Genomic DNA, 18,334 nt, shown 5'->3' with positions numbered 1-18,334 from the left:
ATTTTCAATTTAAAAAACAAAAACTTGTCGCTTTCTGACTCCGGGTGAGGGATGGAAGCTGGTTACCGAAGTAACGCGGACAGCCCGACGCTATAAAGCAATGGGGCCGAATACGCGTTCCTATAAAGTGGCCCCGTTGTTTTATAGGGTCACCCCCACACGAGCTTTAGCGAACTGACGAAGTAAATTATTTTACAGCTCCTCTTCGATGAAATTATGAATGACTATTGGAAACGGAAACGTTTTGGCTGTTTCGATGTTCATTCCGTTTTCGATTGTGCCTTTTAAATTTGCTTTCCAAAATTTGATATGCAGATGCTGGTGCGAGAGTTTATGAATGATACTTTCTTCATTATATTCCATCAGGCTCTCGATTGCATTTTCCTGAAAAAATTGCTGATTAATCTGCTGGGCTACGATTTCGAAATCCTCCACTTTGTCGGTCTCGATCAAAGGGAATTCATATAGATTGTGCCAGATTCCTTTGGCAGTGCGTTTCTGGATGACGGTGTTTTCCAATTCATCGACAGCTACTATATAATTAAAGTAACGGTTTCGGACTTTTGTCTTCTTTAATTTAACAGGTAATTGATCCACTTTCTTTTTCTTAAGAGCAAGACAGCTGGTATTAAAGACGCATTCAGTGCAGTTAGGATTTTTCGGCACGCACTGCAGGGCTCCAAATTCCATTATCGCCTGATTGAATTGCGCAGGATTATCTTTTGGCATTAACTCAAAAGCCAAAGCAGCGAATTCTTTTTTGGCGGAAGCCTGAGCAATATCGGTTTCAATATCAAAATAACGAGAAAGCACTCGAAACACATTTCCGTCTACCACTGGAACACATTCATTATAGGAGAAGGATGCGATTGCAGCAGCGGTGTACTCGCCAATACCTTTGAGTTTTAATAAGTCCTTATAATTATCTGGAAATATGCCGTTCATTTCATGAGCGACTATCTGCGCGGTTTTGTGCAGGTTACGGGCACGTGAATAATAGCCTAATCCCTGCCAAAGTTTCAGTACTTTTTCTTCCTCGGCGTCTGCCAAATCAAAAACAGTCGGAAAAGCAGTTGTAAAAGCCAAAAAATAAGGCATTCCCTGCGCAACTCTTGTCTGCTGCAGCATGATTTCGGAGAGCCAAATTGGGTATGGATTGATTGTTTTTCGCCAAGGAAGATCGCGTTTATTCTGCAAGTACCACTTAATTAAGGTATTATAAAAATTCATCTTAATATTTTAGAAAACAAAAGTAATTGTTTATGTAATTAAAATTTAACGATTTAGGTTGATTTATTGTTTTTTAAATTCATATATTTGCAAACTCAAAAAAATTATTACAACATAATAAAAAGGAAGAAAATGACGAAAGCAGATATCGTAGCGAAGATTTCAGAAAAATTAGGTCTTGAAAAAGGTGATGTACAAGCAACCGTAGAGACTTTTATGAACGAAGTAAAAAACTCACTAGAGACTGGTGACAATGTTTACCTAAGAGGTTTCGGTAGTTTTATCGTTAAAACAAGAGCTGAAAAAACTGGAAGAAATATTTCCAAAAATACCACTATCAAAATTCCAGCACACAACATTCCTGCATTCAAACCTGCTAAAGTTTTTGTTGAAGGTGTAAAAGTGAACAACGAAGCAAAATAACACTATTAATTAATTATAAAATCTATTAGATATGCCAAGTGGTAAAAAAAGAAAGAGACATAAGGTAGCAACGCACAAACGCAAAAAAAGAGCGAGAGCTAACCGTCACAAAAAGAAAAAGTAGTTTTAAACTACTTTTTTCTTTTTTAAACGTTCATTGAAATCGATTTTCAGTAAAACAGTATTCAGTCTGCAGTATTTAGTCACTGCAAACTTAAATCTGAATACTGCAAACTAAAAATCACCGGGTACAAAACCTGTTTAATTATTGTTTAATCCATCCTTGCTTGAAAAGTTGATGGCTGGCAGTTGATAGTTGATGGATTTTCCAACAACAAACAACAAACAACCGACAACCAATAAGTTCGGATAAAAATTTACAAATGAACAAAGAATTAATTATTCGTTCTAGTTCTGATTTCGTAGATTTTGCCTTATTAAAAGATGGAAAACTAATTGAATTACACAAGGAAGAAGAGAAAAGCAACTTTCAGGTTGGTGATATTTTTATTGCCAAAATAAGGAAACCCGTTGCTGGACTTAACGCTGCTTTTGTAAATGTAGGCTTCGAGAAAGATGCCTTTTTACATTATCACGATTTAGGACCTAACTTAGCTTCCCAGCTGAAATTCATAAAACTTGTAAGCGCAGGTAAAATAAAAGATTTCTCCCTTAAAAACTTTCAGTTTGAAAAAGAGATAGACAAGAACGGTACAATTACAGATGTAATCAGTGCTAATCAGTCTGTTTTGGTGCAAGTCGTCAAAGAACCAATATCGACCAAAGGCCCTAGATTAAGCGCTGAGCTTTCTCTGGCAGGAAGATTTATTGTTTTGGTTCCGTTTTCTGACCGCGTTTCTATTTCGCAGAAAATAGAAGACAAAAAAGAAAAGGAACGTTTGAAACGTCTTGTACAATCAGTCAAACCAAAAGGATTTGGCGTTATTGTTCGCACAGTAGCCGAAGGCAAAAGCACAGTAGAATTAGAAAAAGATTTGCAGAACCTGCTAAGCAGATGGAATGCAATGTGTAAAAAATTACCAACTGCTCATCATCCATCCAAAATTTTGGGAGAGCTCAACAGAGCCTCTTCTATATTAAGAGATGTATTTAATGATACCTTCAGCGGTATCCAGATCGATGATGAAGAGTTGTACCACCAAACAAAGGATTATCTGCAGGAAATTGCACCGTCCAAACAATCAATTGTTAAGTTCTATCAGTCCAAGGACACTCCTATTTTTGAGAAATACAATATAGAGAGACAAATCAAGACTTCATTTGGAAAAACCGTTTCCATGAGTAAAGGAGCTTATCTTATCATAGAACACACTGAAGCTTTGCACGTTATAGACGTAAATAGCGGAAACCGTTCTAACAAAGCCACCAACCAAGAGGACACAGCCATGGAAGTCAATATGATTGCAGCCGCCGAAATAGCGAGACAATTACGTCTGCGAGATATGGGCGGAATCATAGTAGTTGATTTTATCGATATGTCGAATCCCGAAAATCGAAAAGTCCTGTTCGACTTCTTGAGAGAAGAAATGAGCGACGATAAAGCGAAACACAAAATCTTACCACCGAGTAAATTTGGGTTGGTCCAAATTACCAGACAACGCGTAAGACCAGAAGTTATTATCAAAACAAGAGAAGAAGATCCAAACAATGAAAACGGCGAAATTGAAGCGCCGATTTTAATCATTGACAAAATCGCTTCCGATCTTGAAAGAGTATTAAAAACCCACAAAAACGTAGTGCTTAATGTACATCCTTTTGTGGCTGCATACCTCAGTAAAGGTTTTCCATCATTGCGTTCAAAATGGTTTTTTGAACACAAAAAATGGGTAAAAATCATACCACGTGACGCTTACACGTATTTAGAGTACCATTTCTATGACAAAAAAGGAAATGTTATCAACGAATAAAACAAAAACCGCTTTTCGAAAGATTGGCGGTTTTTTTGTGGCCTTTTTTCAAATAATTTTTGGGAGCTAGTTCCAGCTATCCGTTGCAATCTTTTTATTTTAAAGAAAAAATAAAAAGGATTTCCACTGCACACGAGCGAAGCGAACTGGCGAAGCAATCTGGGCTAAGGAATTTGTTTTTCAGAACAGCAGATCATAAAAATTGAAATAAAAAAATCACCTTTCACATGAGATTAGAAAGGTGATTTAATATCTTTTATATAGAACCTCAACTCGATCATTTTTGCCTTTTTTAGAAAATTACAAAAAAGCAATATGTTGATTGTTAGCCCCGATTGAACCGGAAATCCTTATAAGCCGGGGTTCGACTTATAAGATTGAAGCGAAAAGCGGGACGATACTTCTTGAAAATACCAATCTTTCTGCTCCAAATAATTAATAAACGAATTCAGCAGCTTATTAAATCTTGATCGTTTGAAGTTTTAATGCTGCTTTCTTTCGCTGCACCAACAGCACAGTAAACAAAACTCCCATTAATGACATTCCTATTCCAATTAAATTTGGCGATGCATAACTAAATCCCGCAATCAGAGGCAGTCCGCCTAAGAAAGCCCCTAAAGCATTTCCGATATTAAATGATGCCTGTATTGCTGCCGAAGCTATCATCTCGGCACCAACCGCAACCTGAAGCATCAGCATTTGAATGGAGGCAATAAAAGTAAATGAAATACAACCTGTTGAAAACACCAAAAACAAACTAACATAAGGATTTGAGGAAAAGAAAAATACCATTGCCAAATCCAAAGCCATCAGTAAAAACAAAGTGATAAGTGTCGTGCTTGGCGGAAATGTATCGGCTAATTTACCTCCAACAATATTTCCAACAACCATTCCGGCACCAGCCAATATCAATATATAAGGCACATTGGCGGCATCAAAACCTGAAATTTCAGTCAGTAAAGGTGCAATATAACTAATCCAGCAAAACAATCCTCCCACTCCAATCGCAGTTATGAGAATCACCAACCAAGCCTCGATTTTCTTAAACAACTGCATTTGTGTTTTCATTGAAACCCTATCATTGGAAGACAGATTTGGCATCCAAAAATAAAGAGAAATAAATGTAAGTATTCCAAAAATACCTATCAGGATAAAAGTATAGCGCCAGGAAAGATGATGCCCAATATAGGTTCCGATAGGCACTCCAATAAGATTGGCAATTGTTAATCCGGCAAACATAATGGATATTGCTTGAGCTTCTTTTCCTTTATCAGCAAGTCGGCTGGCAACCACTGCACCCACACCAAAAAAGGCTCCGTGAGGTAACCCAGATAACAATCGGGTTAGAATAAATAATTCATAATTGGGTACAATTACGGATAAGGAATTAAAGAAGGCGAGCATGGCTGCCAAAATCAAAAGCGTTTTTTTCGGCGGATAATTTCGGGCGCCAATAACCAACAAAGGTGCACCAATAACCACGCCAAGCGCATAAGCCGAAATTAAGTATCCCGCAATTGGTATACTAACATTTAAATCCGAAGCAACATCGGGTAAAATCCCCATCATCACAAACTCTGTAATCCCTATCGTCAAACCACCCAAAGAGAGTGAGATCAAGCTTTTTTTCATATCGTTTTATAGTAATTTTTGTCTTTTGCAAAATTAGGCACAAAAACCATCAAATAAATTGTAACTTCACAATATAAACTTGCAACAATCGGCTATGAAAAAATTAAATCAATTCGACACTTTAATGATTGATGAATTTGAGGAGGACAAATATCACCTGCCAACTCATAGTCATACCTATTACGAGATTATTTACATCATCAAAGGCAGTGGAATTCATCAGTTGAATAACAACTTACTTCCTTACAAAACAGGCGATTTATTTGTAATCTCAACCGATGATGAACACTATTTTGACATTAAAAAAAGAACTCGCTTTTTCTTTATAAAATTTACCGACACCTATTTTAATTCGAATAAAAAATTGTCCTGCGATGAATTTCTGCTCAATACACCCGAGAATTTCATGCGTGATAAGTCCCTCAAAGAAAATGTGCTGAAACTGGATAAAACCCATGCGAGTATATTAAAAAACACAATAGATAACATCAGGACTTACAATTGCAAAGACCATATTTCGACTTCACCGATTGCCTTTTATCAAATCCTATCCATTTTTGGGTTAATAAAAGAAAGCCTGCAACAACAGAACATAAAGATCACAGGATCAGGAATAGACAACGATCAGATAATCTCCTATATTCATCAGAATATCTACAACCCAAAACTAGTTCAGATTAAAACTATAGCTGATCATTTTACCATTTCCCAAAGTTATTTTGGAACGTATTTCAAAAGAAATTTTTCGCTAAGCTACAGGGATTACATCAACAAATTGAGAGTGCAATTGATTGAAAAAAGAATTCTGAATAAGCAATTATCGATGAAGCAAATTGCCTTTGAATTTGGTTTCACCGATGAAAGCCATCTTTCTAATTACTTCAAAAAACAAAGAAACTTGAAGCCTAGCGAAGTGAAGAAATTATAGTAAAATTTAATCATTATTAGGAACTATTTAGCTTCGCTGAATCTTCGATTTCTAGCTATCCGCTGCAAACGAAATTCACTGAACACCGATAAAAATAAAAGCGTAGTGAAGTAATCTTTTTATTTTTAAAGAAAAGTTTTTACAAAAATACATCAAAGATTAAAACAGGCAAAACGATTGTAGAATAAAGGCTTTACAGCCATTTTGTGATTTTGGTAATATGATAAAAAGCAGTAAAAAGCAAGGTTTTGAAAAAGTAAGGTTACCAAAACGTTACTCTTAAAAAATGAAACAATTGTTTTAAAATACTGTTTTTCAGTCTATTGCTTTGTGTTTCGTATTGTTTCGTAGCTCATATAAGTTTAATTTTAACATTAAGAATTATGAGTATGAAAACGACAAAAAAATCAACGTTTAAGGTATTGTTTTACCTTAAAAAGAATGCCCCAAAGAAAAATGGGATGATTACAGTTATGTGCAGGATTACCGTAAATGGCAACCAGTCTGCATTCAGTACAAAATTAGATATTTCCGCATCAAATTGGGACTTGAAGTACGGTAGGGTTTTAGGGAAAAGCCGTGAAGCCCTAGGCATGAATAGCAAGCTTGATAGAATCCGTTTGGATATTGAGGAATGTTATTCTAAAATACTAAATAACGAAGGAGCTGTAAATAGTGCTAACCTTAAAAATGTCTTTCTCGGTATGGAAAGTGGAGAACTGACCTTTTTCAAATTCTTCGAACAGTTTCTTTTAGACTTTGAGAAAAAAGTTAACAACGGACTTCGGGTAAAAGGCACACATACTAAGTATACAACACTTTTGAGGCATCTTAGGAGTTTTGTCTTTAAAAAATATGGTTGTTCGGATGTATCATTTAACAATCTTACTCCTGATTTTGTTCAGGACTTTGATTATTACCTGCGTGACGACCAAAATTTAACGCATAACACGATTTGGATTTACATGCTTGGATTTACAGCAGTGTGCCGATTGGCAATCGGCAGAAAGCATCTATTCTCTAATCCGCTCAGTGAATACAAGAACACAAAAAAAGATAAAGATAGAGGTTATCTGTTGCGCAGCGAATTGGAACTGCTTGTAACATTCAATTGCGAAAAAGGAAATGATGAATTGGTCAGAGACCTGTTTGTTTTCAGTTGCTTTACAGGGCTTTGCTATTCGGATATAAAAGGACTTAAAAACAGTAATATTCAAGAGTTCTTTGATGGTAATAAATGGATTATCGTTCGCAGGAAAAAAACAGCTACATCATCCAATGTAATGCTGTTGGAAATACCTAAAATGATTATCGGGAAGTATGCAGGATTATCAAGAGATGGAAAAATATTCCCAGTACCAGCAAATGCTACCTGTAATAATCGATTAAGAGTCATATCTAAATTAATAGACTGCCTTAAAGAGAAGAAAGTAACCTTTCATTTGGCGCGCCATACCTTTGCTACTCTCTTTTTAAGCGAAGGTGTTCCCCTTGAAAGTTTGAGTAAAATGTTGGGACACAAAAACATTGCCACCACACAGATTTACGCAAAAGTGCTTAACGAGAAAGTTGGAAAAGATATGCAAAAGGTATCGCACAAGTTTGAAGCTATGGAACGCTCTTTTGTGACAAGCTTATAAGAAGAACAATGTATTTCAATAATACATTACAGCCCATTGTTTTAAGTGTAACAATGGGCTGTTTTTTTATATTTAGCTGTTTAGAATACGATTTTAAAGTATTCTTTTGATTTCAATCGAACTCTGGTAATTACCCTCCAATATCTTGATGATATCCGATTCTCGGAACAGGATTTTACGTTCGAGTTTGATAAAGGGAATCAATCCGTCATCTCTGTACTGTTGCAAGGTACGTTTGCTAATGTGAAGTATTTCACAGACCTTTTCGCCACTCAAGTAAATTTCCCCACGCAAAAGCGGGTGAAAATGTTCCTTGATATACAATAGTTCATTTTTGATGTTTACCACTACTTCCAATAAAGCAAGCATATTCTCACTTGAATCTCCAATATGTTTCATTTCTTTTGCTTTTTTTATAGTTGTTCTCCCTGCATCAGTAATTCCACATCGGCTAATCTGAAATAAGTTTTCCGATTGATTAGTGTCGCCCCAAGAATGCCTTTTGATCTATAGGTCTGTAATGTCCGTTTGCTTATATTAAGTAATTGGCAAGCTTCCTGCTGGTCAAGCCATTTCGTTGCCTGTTGCAATGCCTTGTATGGAGAAGTGATTTCCTGGATCAATTTAGAAACTTCCTTTACTTCTTTATGCAATGTCTTTAAAATCTGAATATCTAAAACTGTTATTTCCATATCTAAATAATTTAAATTCGAAAATAAAAGTTATTTATATGTAACATTCCAATATTGTATTCAGTTGCTTTGTTTGGCACACTGTTGTCAAATAGAGTATTTGAAAAGTGCTTCCTAAAAGAATAAAAACTAGCCAAATTTAAACGGATACCTCAACACTTCCTTTGTTAAGAATTCTTGAAAGATTCTTCTCTTTCCTTGTAAATAGATACACTTTTACTGCTTTTGGCATAAAAACCTGCATTCCTGCATGCTTACATACCAACCTGATTGCCTGCGTATATCCGTAAATATAGATTTATAAGCTAATTATTAGGTCAGTATGCCCGACATTGGAAGAAAAACAGCCATTTAGGGACTAAACTTTAGCCTATAATTTTCTGCGTTTTACCTTTCGTTTCATTTGGTTTGCAAAGGCATTCTCCTGAAAATCCTCTGCTTGAGGATTGGACAATAATCCTCCAAATACATCAATATGTATGGTTTCCTTACGGTTCTCCAAAATTTCTTCCCCACCCAAAGAACCCAAGAAGTCATGAGCTTGTTTTGTTTCCCTGATTAAAGAATCGGTGTTCTTTAAAGGAATGTTTTCAGCTATTGGCAGATTTACTTTATTAGCGTTATTCCACCAGTCATTGAATACATTTGCTGAAAGGTTTTTACCTAAATCCGAACCATTCCATACGGTTTTGGAAGCGTGGTCAATAAACGTGATACCATAAATACGCCCATGGGCAGTACTGCGCAGTACTGCATTTACTCCCTGATTTATCAGTTGTTTTTTAAAATCAGTCTGGTTATCTGCAGTCTGCATGACCCGCTCAATTTTGTTCTTAACCGAATCCCTAGCAGGATTATCTTTTAGTTTTTTTCTGCACTCAGCGTAATGGGATTGCAGTTGTATATAACCTGCACTTTTTCCAAAGAGTGATGCTTTGAAGGGATTACTTGTCTTTTCTCCCTGTTCATTTAATGCGAAATATACCATTCCTTGTTTTGGAATTCCATTATATTCGCCCTTGACTTCTTCAGCAGTAATATTGAAAAGAGAAAGCAGGGCGTTGTATGTTCCGAAAGTCTGAAACGAATAATATTTTGGAAGAAGGCGTATTACAGAAGCCATCTGACTTTTTATATCGCCTGCTTTATAATCTACTGGTTTGAATATTTGATTTTGAGAATTTTCCTTTTTCTCCATAGCTGAATGCAGACCGTACTCGCTTTCCAATGCCCGACAAACATCCATCGAACGCCTTTTCTCAAATTTATCAGAGATTTTTCTGCCTTCTTCATCCACGCAAACCGATACGATATGAATATGGGTGCGCTCAATATCGGTATGTTTAAATAACACAAAGGGCTGTTCTCCATAACCGAGCTTTTCCATGTAAGTCTGGGCGATGTTCTTAAAGTCCTCATCACTTACCTTATCCTTTGGATCGGGATTCAGGGATATGTGCAGTATTGGATTTTCAGTTTTTCTATTGGCTTCTAAGTAAGGTTCAAAGGATTTCAGTATTTGACTAAGAGAATAACTGCCATCCGTTGTTTGGATTATTCTTTCGGCATGCAAAATCTGGGCATTTCCTGTTTCTACTTTACTTTGATTATAAGCCAACGACCCATATAAGTTGCTTCCTCTTCCAATTTTCGCAATCATTCTCTCATGTATTTTTCTTCAAATTCTGTAGTTAGCTGAATAATTTTCTGCGATAAAACAGCTAATTCTGCAGTTTGCTTTTCAAGGTTATACAGGTAGGTTGAAGCCTTTTTTTCTGAAAAATTGCGGTATAGTATTTTTACAACCTGATTGTAATTTGTTCCCACAGCCCTGAACTGTCCGAATAAAGTGGTCAAGCGCATGTAATAATCCATTCCCGCTTTATCAATCTTTATTGTCTTAATACCTTTTTGGAAAATGCAGGCTGTAATGAAGTGTGCCATCACATTCATTTGTGAAGCTTCATACAATGACAAAAAACGTGCATTTTCCTCTGCTGTGAGACTGATGGAATAACGGTGAACTGCGGGATCTTTCTTGGGATGCCTGCCACCTTTGTGCGGGTTGGTCTTGTTGTTACTCTCCATAGCATTTATTGACTATTGGTATAATTTAAAATTTTAAAACCAATATATTTTATTATCAAAAATGACTAGTATTTATGACAGTTTTTGGAAGTGTTCGGCTTAGTGTTTCTTAATGGAAAGGGCATTCTTTTACAAGGCAAACAATTGTATAAGACCCAGAAAATCATTATATTTAATGTATGAAAAAGACAAAAAAAGGCAAAGAAATACCCAATCTTCATCCCAAATTCTTTTGGGAATTTATTTATGATAAGATTAATTGGGAGCGTTCCTATAAAATGGTAATTGCCCGTATTGTAGAGCGTGGAGGGCAGGATCAAATTGACGAAATAGTTCGTTTTTATGGTCGGGAAAAAGTGATTACGACTGTCCGTGACGAAATTTACTTTCTGCCTAACTATGCCATTGAAGATGCCCTTAAATTCTTTCCCGAACTTAAAAAAGAAGAAATGTACTGTTACTTGAACCGCAAAGACAAACCCTATCACTGGATTTAGTTTCAATTTAGTATTTAGCTTTTGTCCAGATAAATAAAAAGAAACCCAAGTTATGACGGGATTCTTATGCTAACCAAAAGACTTCGGCATAATGTTTTGCTCGTTCCTCACAAACCACCCTTCGGGACTTATTCCGATTCCTTTTGGTTTGCATGAATCCCGTCAAGTGAAATTGCTTTCTTTTTCTTTTTTTCGGTTTTTCTGTTTTCTTTTGAAAATGTATTTTTTCTTGGTTTCTGTACAGGTTCAATTATGCTTGTGAGGTTTGACAGGAATATATATGTAAAAATCTAAGCTTTTATAGTAAAGCATTTTTATAGTTTTATGCTTTTATAGTTTTAAAAGCATTTATGCTTAAAGGCTCGCTTTTACAAAACATGCAGGATTATAACAGTCTTTTACACCTGCATTCCTGCCTGCCTGCACTCTTGAATTCAGGAATGCAGGCAGGCATAAAAACCTGAATTCTTGAATTCTTGCATGCCAACATACCTGCATGCTTACATACCTACATGCTTGAATACAAGAGTTCCTGAGTACTTGTCTGCCTGATTGCCTGCATACATCCATAAATAGGGATATATAAGCTAATTATTGAGTCAGTATTCCTGAGACTTTAAGAAAAACACAATTGTATAATTGGACTGTCCTGTATAATCCTGGATCCCAAATAATTTCTAAAACAATACTCTATCACACTACAATAAAAAAAGGGCATCAAGCCCTTTCAATAAATCCATTCCAATAATATTTTCGAAAGAAAATGGCAAGTTGTGTTTTGAGATGCTTGAAATGAATTCGGCATCTCAAAACCACTTGCCCCTGCGGAGGCTGGAAAACGCCTCCGAAGTCGCTATGTTTGTCAAATGTTGAAGAGAAAAGGCATAAGCCTTTATTTGGTTTTATAAATTTGATATAGAATACTAAATATCAAATAAACAATGACTTATGCAAGAACTAATGATCAAAATTACAGAAAATGAACAAAAAATTTTTGTTGGAATAGATGTACATCTAAAAAGCTGGACAGTGACAATCTTAACAGAGAACATTGTTCATAAAACCTTTACGCAGCCTCCTAGTGCGGCTGTTTTAGCGGATTATCTCAGAAGAAATTTTCCCGATTGTGAATACTATTCTGCTTATGAAGCAGGATTTAGTGGATTTTGGGCACACTATCAATTACTGGAACTGGGAATAAACAGTATTGTGATTAACGCTGCTGATGTTCCAACTTCGCAAAAAGAACTCTTTCAAAAGAACGACCCCATTGACAGTAGAAAAATTGCAAGAGCCTTAAGAGCGGGACAGCTTAATGCAATTCACGTCTTGAAAATAAAAACTTTAGAAGACCGTTCTCTGGTGAGAACAAGGGATATGTTAGTAAAGGATCTGGTAAGATTAAAATGCAGGGTTAAATCTTTTCTTCACTTTTACGGAATAGACATGCCCGAACAGTTCAAGAGCCCTTATACACACTGGACTAAACGTTTTATCAAATGGTTAAGGAAGATGTACAACTATCTTCACCATACGGTATAGATTCTTTAGGGTTTCTTGTTTCCGAGGTGGAAAGTCTACGAAAACTATTGCTTGAGGTAAACAGAAAAATCAGAGATCTAAGCGAAGAAGAACGCTATAGTAAACAGTTTGGTTTATTGGTAAGTATCCCTGGAATTGGCAGAATTAGCGCAATTACTTTACTAACTCAAATTGAGGATATAGCACGTTTTAAAAATACTGACTCATTTGCTTCTTATATTGGATTAGTACCCAACTTTTATTCGAGCGGAGAAAAAGAAAGTATAGGACAAATTACATTCAGAGGGCAAAAAATATTGAAAAGAATACTGGTAGAATGTGCATGGATGACTATCCGGTTTGATCCTGCATTATCCATATCCTATAATGAATATTGTAGACGGATGCAGCCAAATAAAGCCATCATAAGAATTGCACGAAAATTATTAAACAGAATTTATTATGTTTTGAAAAATGAAAAAATATATGCCTGTGGTATTAAGTAATAAGAGCTATAAAAACAACAACAAATATGAGGTGACCGCTTAATCCCCGACTGTAACTAGATTACTATCCGAAGTTTGCGGCCCTCAACTATAAAAATTGAAAAAGCGAAATGTAGCATTTAATGTCTACTGATAGAAGGTTGTTTTTATAGTAATTATTTATGAGTAAAAGGTTTTTTTAGCCATTGAGCGATACTTGTAATAAATAAAAAAAGAGGATGATAAAACATCCCCTTAGAATAATGTTACAGTGTAACGCAGGAAGTCTATTGCTGACAAGTTGCTCCTCAGCAGAGCCTGTTTCCTCTTCAACTCCTTAATACAAAGGAAATTATTTTTGATATAAATAAAAATAACTGGAGAAAAACTTTGATTACAACATAGAAGTCGGCGTTTTTGTTAAATTTACAAATGGAATCATGTTGTTTGACAATGTGATTTTTAGGCATTTAATCAGTATTTCTAGAATCTGGAGAAAATAATATACTTATTTCATTTAGCAATTCAAATTCATCTATTGGAAATAACTGCAGAGCAATACCCAGTATAAGTCCGACGTCAATTGACTGACTTTTTATCGTACTAGGAACTTCTGCTCACTCCTGATCCAGAGCCACCATATATAATTTCAACAGATTTCTAATAATAGAAGCGAGTTCATAATAATCATACACTCTTATTTTTGCGATATGAATTCCGCTTTTATCTTTCACCGGCTTCAAAGCGCTTAGGCAGTTGGCAGTCAGTTTTTTAAATTTTTCTAGTCTTTCAAGTTCATCTATTTCCATGATCTTTCCAATAGAAGCAGGTAGAATACTTTTTTGCCGTGCAGTACTTTTGAATAATGATCCACTTTGGTACTGGTGGAAAGATGTGACAGGAGTGCTTTAGGAATAAAACCTAGCTGCTCGTTAACGGATACTTGGTGGTCTTTAAAATTTGCCATAAACTACTTATTTAAAGTAAAAAATATACAAAAAATAAATTAAAAAAGAAAATACTCGTTAATTATTAGAATAAAAAAACTCGGAAGAAAATCTTCCGACTAAGACTAACTTTTGAGTCTCTTTTTTATTGTCAAATATTTGCAGACTTCAATACTTGACAAAACTTCAAGAATCTATAGAAAATTAAAAGACTCTGGGCAGTTTAAGCTGTTGTCAAAGCTAACGGCAAGATGTCCAGTTGTATCACAACCGACATCTTGCATCCCTATTGCCCCGGAACTAGGCGGTGGATACATTAAGTGCACCTATAGGTAGGTGCATCTTTTTTGAGGCATTTATGAAGTCCTAACACCCATGGTATTAAAACATGGATTCTGGATGATATAAATCTTATCCATTTTCTAACTAATTCCAACTCTTAATTTACGTTTCTTTCTTTGCATTTCCAATAATGGATACAGACTGATATGCCAAGCATCGAATTGCTGCATGATCAACCTGAATTCCATACATTTTTATTATATCTTCTACATCTCATAGCTTAACTTAAGCCTAAACTTGAAATATAATGTCTGCAGAATAATAGACTTCGCTTAATAATAACCTTTTGTATTGATTAATTTAAGAATTTAAAAAAGGTAAAACTTACCTTTAGATACCGCAGAGCCATATTAATTTGTTCTAAAAATATCCCTAAATTGATACAGCAATCGCTCTGTCAATCGCAAATCTTCGGTAATAATTTCGGCGCTACCCGACATTTCCTGCTGAAACGGAATAGTTTTATGATAGGAAGTTTCTAGTTTTTTTGGCAAAACAACATCAATCAATAAATTTCCTTCTTGGTTGGGCGTAAGCGAAATGTTTTGCACCACTCCCTGCAACATTCCATACTCATTATCTGGAAAATTAGCGAGTCGAATATTTACTTGCTGCCCTATTTTTATTTTACCCGATTTGAGTGCAGGAGCTTTGAGTTTGCCAACATACCCTTTTTGCAAATTGGGAATAACTGCAAAAACAGCTTCTCCCATTGAAATGCTTTGGTTGGCCGTCCAGATTTGTAAAAACGAAACTTTTCCAGCTATCGACGATTTCAAAACATATAATAATTCCCAATCTTTGATTGCTTTTTTGAGATTATAAAACGATTGTATTTGAGTACTCTCCAAAGTTGCATTTTCTTTAGTGCTGTTTATTTGATTGCTTTTGGCATTTCGAGTATTATCAATAAAAGTCGATTGGAGTTGCGAAATACTATTCAATAAACTTCGATAGTTTTTCTCGGCTTGCAGGTAACTCAATTTTTTATTATCAAAATCTTGCGCCGAAATAATGCCTTTATTAAACAGGGTTTCATATCGATTGATATCATTTTTCTGCAATTGCAATTCGCTTTCGTTCAAGCTTTTTTGCTGTTGCAAAAGCTGTAATCTGGCTCTAATCTGAATGTCTTCAGAGCCCTGTGCAGTAGCCTGAACCTGATAGGGCCGCAATTCTTGATTCAAATCGTGCGCCAAGCAGTCTTTCTCAAAAAGGGAAAAAGCGGCTTGTATTTCCCCGAGATTAGATGCTTTATAACGGTTAATTATGTCTTCAAAATTTATACTTTTTCTACCGCCTTCTTCAGAAATTGGGAAGCTTATTGCTTTGGAAAGACTTAGCACTTCTTTATAATCTGCCGAATTTTGAATAATTGCCAACGTTGTGTTTTCTTTTACAATGGTTTTGTCTAGTACTAAAATAGCTTCTATTTTTCCTGATGTTTTTGCTAAGACTTTCTCGGGCGGAATTTGGGTGGTAATGACAATTGACGTTGCGACAATATCGGGATATTTGATGAACCATGTTGATAAAAGCAATAGCACAATCACCCCAGAAACTGCCACTGTTCCCCACCGAATCATCCAGTTGGGCACTCGGGTTAGGATTTCTTGAACTTCTTCACTTCTTAATTCTATTCTTATATTCTTTGGCATTTGTTTCATTTTTAAATCTAAAACACTTCTCTTATTTGTTATTATTTGCGTCATAAGTGCAAATCAGTAAACAAAAATTTTATATTCCCAATTGCAATTGATTTCGAACCAATTCATAATAACTTCCTTTTCGTTTCACTAACTCCTCATGGTTTCCCAGTTCAATTATTTTGCCTTTTTCCAGTACTACAATCTGGTCTGCATTAATTACTGTACTCAATCGATGAGCGATGACTACCACGGTTTTATTTTTAAAAAAAAGATCTAACTTTTGCATAATTTTTCTCTCGTTATTGGAGTCTAATGAAGATGTGGCTTCGTCAAAAAACAACATTTCAGGATTTTTATAAACGGCTCTAGCAATCAATAAACGTTGTTTTTGACCAGTACTCATCCCTACCCCTTCCACTCCTATTTTGGTGTTATAACCTAATGGTAATCCTGAAACATAGCTGGTAATATTAGCAACATCGGCGGCATAAACTAGACGTTTTTTATTGATGCTCTCCATTCCAATAGCAATATTATTGGCAATCGTATCATTAAAAATAAAACCTTCCTGCATCACTGCGCCAACATGATTTCGCCAAGATTTCTGATTTATATTTTCTAAATCAGTATTATCTACTAAAATCGTTCCTGCATTTGGTTTATAAAACTTCAACAATAGCTTCATTAAAGTAGTTTTACCGCTACCACTCGTGCCCACAATAGCTGTGATTTTATTGGTGGGAATAGTAAGGCTTAAATTTTCTAAAACATTCACATCAGACCCAATATACCGAAACGACAAATCATGTATAACAATATTGCTATCCATAGGAATGTCGTGTGTCTGCGTTTCGTCTTGCTGGGTCTCATCTTCTTTTTCGTGAATTTCAGAGAGCCTGGATAGAGATATCCGGGCGTCTTGCAACTCCTGAATAAAGCCTATAAAATGCTCAATAGGTCCATTTAAACTCCCTACTATGCTGCTTATTGCCATCATCATTCCTAAAGTAATTTGCCCATCGATGACCAGTTTTGCAGACAAAAAAGCGATAAAAATATTTTTGACCTGATTAATAATTGATGAGCCGATTCCTTGAGTCTGTCCGAGTATCATACCCTGCATAGATACTTTAAATAACCGAGCTTGTACAAACTCCCATCCCCAGCGCTTTTCGCGCTCGGCATTGTGCAGTTTTATCTCCTGCATTCCGTTTATAAGCTCAATTACCTTACTTTGCTCTTGACTTACTTCGGCAAAGCGTATATAATCAAGTTTTTCCCGTCGTTTAAGAAATAATGTTACCCACAAAAAATAAAAGAGACTCCCCGTAAAAAAAATAATAAATATTTTGAGATTGTAATACGCCAAAACTCCTCCCATTACTATCATATTTATAAATGAAAATAAAATGGTTAATGACGATGTGGTTAAAATTTTCTCTATCCTGCTGTGATCATTTATCCGCTGCATGATGTCGCCAGTAATACGTGTATCAAAAAAAGATATTGGCAGATTCATCAATTTGACGAAAAAATCAGAAATGAGCGAAATATTTATTCGTGCCGATAGATGTAGTACAATCCAACTTTGAATAATACTCAAAGTAGTAGTGCCAACAAAAAGAAACAATTGAGCCACTAGCATCATGTAGACAAAACTGATGTTTTGGTTACGTATTCCTATATCCATTACGCTTTGGGTGAAAAATGGGCTTACAATTTGCAGCATCGTCCCTACTAACAGACCAATTGCTAACTGTATCATAAACGATTTGTAAGGCAACACATACTTTACCAAAAGCGCAAAACCAAATTTGTTTTTGGGATCTACATCTGACTCGGATTGATAAAACTTAGGTGAAGGTTCTAATAGCAATACAATGCCTTCTTCGGTGGTTTGACTGGCATTATTGCCAATCCAAGATTTCAAAAAACTTTTTTCATCGTATTCTAATAACCCAATAGCAGGGTCAGAAACATAATATGTTTTATCTTTTTTCCATAATTTAGAAAACATTTCGCTTCTTTGTCTTTCTGGAACCTTATATAGTACTACATAGTGCCCCTTATTCCAATGCAAAATACAAGGGAGCGGAACTTCTTCTAATTTTAAGAGGTTTATTTTTACTCCCATACTCCTAAAACCAAGTTTTTCGGCAGCATCACTCATACACATCAAATTACTGCCCTCTCGGGTAGTTTCAGTGTATTCACGTAATTTTTGAATATTTAAGGATTTACCGTGATGTTTCGCGATAATTTTCAGGCAGGTAGGACCGCAATCTTTGTGGTCAGCCTGTTTGTAATATGGAAATTTAGCCAATTTTGTTTT

General features: G+C 35.6%; 17 protein-coding genes. 7 read left to right on the top strand and 10 right to left on the bottom strand.

What is annotated here, in order from left to right; all coding sequences use genetic code 11:
- Positions 1 to 192: 192 nt before the first annotated feature.
- Complete coding sequence (gene mutY, locus C8P67_RS05450; protein WP_115811193.1) at positions 193 to 1,230, bottom strand: A/G-specific adenine glycosylase; 1,038 nt, start codon at positions 1,228 to 1,230, stop codon at positions 193 to 195.
- An 87-nt stretch (positions 1,231 to 1,317) separates the two neighbouring features.
- On the opposite strand from mutY, the gene C8P67_RS05445 reads away from it, so the two are divergent.
- Both C8P67_RS05445 and C8P67_RS05440 read left to right on the top strand, forming a co-directional pair.
- A complete protein-coding gene (locus C8P67_RS05445; protein ID WP_255410990.1) occupies positions 1,318 to 1,653 on the top strand; it encodes an HU family DNA-binding protein in 336 nt (111 codons plus the stop codon).
- A gap of 383 nt (positions 1,654 to 2,036) precedes the next feature.
- Positions 2,037 to 3,581 (top strand): Rne/Rng family ribonuclease, encoded by a 1,545-nt coding sequence (locus tag C8P67_RS05440; RefSeq protein ID WP_115811191.1) that lies wholly within the window; start codon positions 2,037 to 2,039, stop codon positions 3,579 to 3,581.
- Between the two features lie 459 nt (positions 3,582 to 4,040).
- Here the strand turns inward: C8P67_RS05440 and C8P67_RS05435 are convergent, their stop codons facing one another.
- A complete protein-coding gene (locus tag C8P67_RS05435; RefSeq protein WP_115811189.1) occupies positions 4,041 to 5,213 on the bottom strand; it encodes an MFS transporter in 1,173 nt (390 codons plus the stop codon).
- A gap of 94 nt (positions 5,214 to 5,307) precedes the next feature.
- Between C8P67_RS05435 and C8P67_RS05430 the strand changes: the two genes are divergently transcribed.
- Both C8P67_RS05430 and C8P67_RS05425 read left to right on the top strand, forming a co-directional pair.
- Positions 5,308 to 6,141, top strand: a complete 834-nt coding sequence (locus C8P67_RS05430) for an AraC family transcriptional regulator (RefSeq protein WP_115811187.1) — start codon at positions 5,308 to 5,310, stop codon at positions 6,139 to 6,141.
- A 389-nt stretch (positions 6,142 to 6,530) separates the two neighbouring features.
- Entirely contained in the window at positions 6,531 to 7,781 is a 1,251-nt protein-coding gene (locus tag C8P67_RS05425; protein ID WP_115811185.1) for a site-specific integrase, read from the top strand.
- Positions 7,782 to 7,874: 93 nt separating this feature from the next.
- Here C8P67_RS05425 and C8P67_RS05420 read toward each other — a convergent pair whose 3' ends face one another.
- The 4 genes from C8P67_RS05420 to mobA all read right to left on the bottom strand — a co-directional run bounded on the left by C8P67_RS05420 (position 7,875) and on the right by mobA (position 10,561).
- A complete protein-coding gene (locus C8P67_RS05420; RefSeq protein WP_115811183.1) occupies positions 7,875 to 8,180 on the bottom strand; it encodes a helix-turn-helix domain-containing protein in 306 nt (101 codons plus the stop codon).
- A 14-nt stretch (positions 8,181 to 8,194) separates the two neighbouring features.
- Positions 8,195 to 8,473: a helix-turn-helix domain-containing protein gene (locus C8P67_RS05415; RefSeq protein WP_115811181.1), complete on the bottom strand. Its 279-nt coding sequence runs from the start codon at positions 8,471 to 8,473 to the stop codon at positions 8,195 to 8,197.
- Positions 8,474 to 8,843: 370 nt separating this feature from the next.
- A complete protein-coding gene (gene mobB / locus C8P67_RS05410; protein WP_115811179.1) occupies positions 8,844 to 10,133 on the bottom strand; it encodes a conjugal transfer protein MobB in 1,290 nt (429 codons plus the stop codon).
- Positions 10,130 to 10,561, bottom strand: a complete 432-nt coding sequence (mobA, locus tag C8P67_RS05405) for a conjugal transfer protein MobA (protein WP_115811177.1) — start codon at positions 10,559 to 10,561, stop codon at positions 10,130 to 10,132. The genes mobB and mobA overlap by 4 nt, the downstream gene beginning before the upstream one ends.
- A 179-nt stretch (positions 10,562 to 10,740) precedes the next feature.
- Here mobA and C8P67_RS05400 point away from each other — a divergent pair, with 179 nt between their 5' ends.
- The 3 genes from C8P67_RS05400 (at position 10,741) to C8P67_RS22265 (ending at position 13,085) form a co-directional block, all read left to right on the top strand.
- Positions 10,741 to 11,058 carry a DUF6922 domain-containing protein gene (locus C8P67_RS05400; protein WP_115811175.1) on the top strand — a complete coding sequence of 106 codons (318 nt, stop codon included), beginning with the start codon at positions 10,741 to 10,743 and terminating at the stop codon, positions 11,056 to 11,058.
- Positions 11,059 to 12,006: 948 nt separating this feature from the next.
- Positions 12,007 to 12,600: an IS110 family transposase gene (locus C8P67_RS22270; protein WP_211319889.1), complete on the top strand. Its 594-nt coding sequence runs from the start codon at positions 12,007 to 12,009 to the stop codon at positions 12,598 to 12,600.
- On the top strand, positions 12,558 to 13,085 hold the full coding sequence (locus C8P67_RS22265; protein WP_211319888.1) for a transposase: 528 nt from the start codon (positions 12,558 to 12,560) through the stop codon (positions 13,083 to 13,085). Before C8P67_RS22270 ends, C8P67_RS22265 begins: the two co-directional genes overlap by 43 nt.
- A 596-nt stretch (positions 13,086 to 13,681) precedes the next feature.
- Here the strand turns inward: C8P67_RS22265 and C8P67_RS22325 are convergent.
- The 4 genes from C8P67_RS22325 to C8P67_RS05375 all read right to left on the bottom strand — a co-directional run bounded on the left by C8P67_RS22325 (position 13,682) and on the right by C8P67_RS05375 (position 18,325).
- Positions 13,682 to 13,873: a hypothetical protein gene (locus tag C8P67_RS22325; RefSeq protein WP_245980379.1), complete on the bottom strand. Its 192-nt coding sequence runs from the start codon at positions 13,871 to 13,873 to the stop codon at positions 13,682 to 13,684.
- Positions 13,864 to 14,031 carry a hypothetical protein gene (locus C8P67_RS05385; RefSeq protein ID WP_245980378.1) on the bottom strand — a complete coding sequence of 56 codons (168 nt, stop codon included), beginning with the start codon at positions 14,029 to 14,031 and terminating at the stop codon, positions 13,864 to 13,866. Before C8P67_RS05385 ends, C8P67_RS22325 begins: the two co-directional genes overlap by 10 nt.
- A 672-nt stretch (positions 14,032 to 14,703) precedes the next feature.
- On the bottom strand, positions 14,704 to 16,011 hold the full coding sequence (locus tag C8P67_RS05380; RefSeq protein WP_245980377.1) for an HlyD family secretion protein: 1,308 nt from the start codon (positions 16,009 to 16,011) through the stop codon (positions 14,704 to 14,706).
- A gap of 79 nt (positions 16,012 to 16,090) precedes the next feature.
- Positions 16,091 to 18,325 carry a peptidase domain-containing ABC transporter gene (locus tag C8P67_RS05375; RefSeq protein ID WP_115811173.1) on the bottom strand — a complete coding sequence of 745 codons (2,235 nt, stop codon included), beginning with the start codon at positions 18,323 to 18,325 and terminating at the stop codon, positions 16,091 to 16,093.
- Positions 18,326 to 18,334: the final 9 nt, after the last annotated feature.

The organism is Flavobacterium aquicola (genome assembly GCF_003385115.1).
Taxonomy (GTDB): Bacteria; Bacteroidota; Bacteroidia; order Flavobacteriales; family Flavobacteriaceae; genus Flavobacterium; species Flavobacterium aquicola.
This window is presented reverse-complemented; position numbering and strand designations above follow the sequence as displayed.

Bases quoted from the DNA above. Each gene is read 5' to 3' on its own strand.
- mutY (WP_115811193.1), bottom strand. From the start codon at position 1,230: ATGAATTTTTATAATACCTTAATTAAGTGGTACTTGCAGAATAAACGC.
- C8P67_RS05440 (WP_115811191.1), top strand. From the start codon at position 2,037: ATGAACAAAGAATTAATTATTCGTTCTAGTTCTGATTTCGTAGATTTT.
- C8P67_RS05435 (WP_115811189.1), bottom strand. From the start codon at position 5,213: ATGAAAAAAAGCTTGATCTCACTCTCTTTGGGTGGTTTGACGATAGGG.
- C8P67_RS05430 (WP_115811187.1), top strand. From the start codon at position 5,308: ATGAAAAAATTAAATCAATTCGACACTTTAATGATTGATGAATTTGAG.
- C8P67_RS05425 (WP_115811185.1), top strand. From the start codon at position 6,531: ATGAAAACGACAAAAAAATCAACGTTTAAGGTATTGTTTTACCTTAAA.
- C8P67_RS05420 (WP_115811183.1), bottom strand. From the start codon at position 8,180: ATGAAACATATTGGAGATTCAAGTGAGAATATGCTTGCTTTATTGGAA.
- C8P67_RS05415 (WP_115811181.1), bottom strand. From the start codon at position 8,473: ATGGAAATAACAGTTTTAGATATTCAGATTTTAAAGACATTGCATAAA.
- mobB (WP_115811179.1), bottom strand. From the start codon at position 10,133: ATGATTGCGAAAATTGGAAGAGGAAGCAACTTATATGGGTCGTTGGCT.
- mobA (WP_115811177.1), bottom strand. From the start codon at position 10,561: ATGGAGAGTAACAACAAGACCAACCCGCACAAAGGTGGCAGGCATCCC.
- C8P67_RS05400 (WP_115811175.1), top strand. From the start codon at position 10,741: ATGAAAAAGACAAAAAAAGGCAAAGAAATACCCAATCTTCATCCCAAA.
- C8P67_RS22270 (WP_211319889.1), top strand. From the start codon at position 12,007: ATGCAAGAACTAATGATCAAAATTACAGAAAATGAACAAAAAATTTTT.
- C8P67_RS22265 (WP_211319888.1), top strand. From the start codon at position 12,558: ATGGTTAAGGAAGATGTACAACTATCTTCACCATACGGTATAGATTCT.
- C8P67_RS22325 (WP_245980379.1), bottom strand. From the start codon at position 13,873: ATGGAAATAGATGAACTTGAAAGACTAGAAAAATTTAAAAAACTGACT.
- C8P67_RS05385 (WP_245980378.1), bottom strand. From the start codon at position 14,031: ATGGCAAATTTTAAAGACCACCAAGTATCCGTTAACGAGCAGCTAGGT.
- C8P67_RS05380 (WP_245980377.1), bottom strand. From the start codon at position 16,011: ATGCCAAAGAATATAAGAATAGAATTAAGAAGTGAAGAAGTTCAAGAA.